A 2,218-nucleotide genomic window follows, 5' to 3' on the forward strand; every position below is an offset into this window, starting at 1 on the left:
CAACGGCATCAAACCAATAAACCAGCAGCTAACCGCCGCATGATGATCGCTTGGACACCAGATTTGACAATAACTCCCATTTCCTTCCACAACACCTGTCTTTTCGGTCGTCCACACAAAACTCTGACCATATGTTCGCGCTATAGGTGTATAGCAAGGGAGCACTTGGCAGATGACTGCATTAGCAAAACTCAACTTCAAATCGGTGACGCGAAGCACCCAACGTGATCCTGTTCTGGCTCGTCGTGACAAGCTGGTTGCGGGATTGAAAGAGCAGCAGTTGGTATATGCAGCTGCACTCAAAGGCGAAGATCATCGCGTGGAGAAATCCCGTTGGGTGAACAACGAGCAGGGCGAGAGGGTCTTGGTCAAAACCAATCGTCGAGTGCGTCCGTGGTTTTTTGAGCAAGACGGGGGTTGGTATGTTCAGTGCCGTTATGGGGCACGTGTGATCGCAGCTGATGGCACCAATAATGCTGTGTTCGTCAAAACACTCAAAGACGTGGGTGCTGTAATGGACCTGTTTTTGACAGCTGCCCGAGCAGGGGAATTGGACACAGCTATTGCCAAAACAGCTGAACGCAAACCCCGCATCAAACCCGGCGCGGCGAAGGCGGCGTCAAATGGCTGACTGTGACACAGATCGCATACAGGAACTCAATGATCGTGCACGGCAGTCATTCACTGGCTGTCGTGTTGTGATAACACAGGGCATTCAGGCCATGGACAATCTTCCAGACCTATTGGATCAGGTGCGCTGGTATGATCGTTTCACACCTCTCAACGACCCCTATCAGGAACACGATTTTGGCTCGTTTCATCACGGCGCAGTTCAAGTGTTTTGGAAGTTTGATGGGGTGGATGCTCCCTCCCACAGCGGCATCGCAATGTGCCAGACTGGCTTTGTTGGAAGTCAGTTCAATAGAAAGGAAGCATCCATGTCAGATATTAGCATTCTGGCCATCGACCTTGCAAAGCACTCGTTTCAGGTTTGCGCTACGACGGCAGAGGGCGTTGTCAAATTCAATCGCAAGTATTCGCGTGGAAAGCTGAGCCAGCTCTTGGCGGAACACTCGAGTTGCCTCGTTGCGATGGAAGCCTGTGCGACCAGCCATTGGTGGGGCCGCTATGCACAAGAAGCCGGTCATGAGGTGAGGCTCATCCCGCCGATCTATGTGAAACCCTTCGTCAAACGCTCCGCCAAGAATGACGCCAACGACGCTGCGGCGATTGCAACGGCGGTGCGTCAACCCGGCATGCGGTTTGTGCAGGTCAAAAGCCAAGAACAGCAAACCCACGCTATGCTCTTTCGCACGCATCAGACCTTAACCCGCCAGAGGGCGACACTGATCACGACCCTGCGTGGTCATTTTGCCGAGCATGGGATCATCGTCGCCAAAGGAGACGCCGCACTCCTGGCCTACGAAGACACAATGGAAGCTCAAGAAGGCGCTATGCCGGATTTGGTACGCGAGACCGCGCGCCTGTATTATCACCACATGGCTCAGCTGGCTCAGACAATCGCCACCTTGGAACGCCAAATGGCTGATGCGGCCAAAGCAGACGAAGGCATCCAGCGTCTCCGCACAATGCCGGGTGTTGGCCCGATCACAGCAGCGGCATTCCTTGCGTTCGCGCCGCCCATGGAAAGCTTCCGGCGCGGGCGCGACTTTGCAGCCTGGCTGGGCTTGGTGCCCAAACAACTCTCGACGGGTGGCAAAACCAAACTGGGTCGTATCAGTAAGATGGGCCAGTCCGATCTGAGGCGATTACTGATCACAGGAGCCACCGTATGCATCAGATGGGCGCGCTGGAAAGGTGTCAAACCCGACGGCTGGCTAGGGCGCTTGCTTGAACGCAAACAGGGCACGTTGGCTGCCGTCGCTCTGGCCAACAAAATGGCCCGCATTCTTTGGGCCATGGTCACGAAGAAACAGGATTATCGTGGTGGTTTGGTCGAGTATGCCTGACGCCGCGCAGAGGTTCGGAACGGTCGGCTCGCGCTGACAAATTCCGGAAAGTAAGGAGATCAAAGGACAATTATGGGCAAAAGCATCGGCTGATCCGCATCGGGAAAACCATATAGTAATCAAGGACATCAATAGTCCTCAAGATCGATTTGGACCCGAGGCGATCGAACTCCATACATGGTGTGATCGCGGCGGTCGCTCTCGGGTGGCACGCGAGGTCTGGTATAATGGCCTCACTTAGAAACAGC

General features: G+C 54.6%; 2 protein-coding genes. Both read left to right on the forward strand.

Annotated elements, in window-relative coordinates; all coding sequences use genetic code 11:
* The first annotated feature begins 172 nt into the window (after window positions 1-172).
* The gene (locus ACSHXH_RS19475; RefSeq protein ID WP_435673459.1) at window positions 173-631 is read left to right on the forward strand and encodes a hypothetical protein; all 459 of its coding nucleotides are present in this window, start codon (window positions 173-175) and stop codon (window positions 629-631) included.
* The gene (locus ACSHXH_RS19480; RefSeq protein ID WP_435673460.1) at window positions 624-1,970 is read left to right on the forward strand and encodes an IS110 family transposase; all 1,347 of its coding nucleotides are present in this window, start codon (window positions 624-626) and stop codon (window positions 1,968-1,970) included. Before ACSHXH_RS19475 ends, ACSHXH_RS19480 begins: the two co-directional genes overlap by 8 nt.
* The last annotated feature ends 248 nt before the right edge of the window (window positions 1,971-2,218 follow it).

The sequence above is a fragment of the Marivita sp. genome, assembly GCF_051251565.1.
In the GTDB taxonomy this organism is placed as follows: Bacteria; Pseudomonadota; Alphaproteobacteria; order Rhodobacterales; family Rhodobacteraceae; genus Marivita.

Excerpts from the sequence above, each read along its gene's own strand:
- ACSHXH_RS19475 (WP_435673459.1), top strand. The coding sequence starts at position 173 with ATGACTGCATTAGCAAAACTCAACTTCAAATCGGTGACGCGAAGCACC.
- ACSHXH_RS19480 (WP_435673460.1), top strand. The coding sequence starts at position 624 with ATGGCTGACTGTGACACAGATCGCATACAGGAACTCAATGATCGTGCA.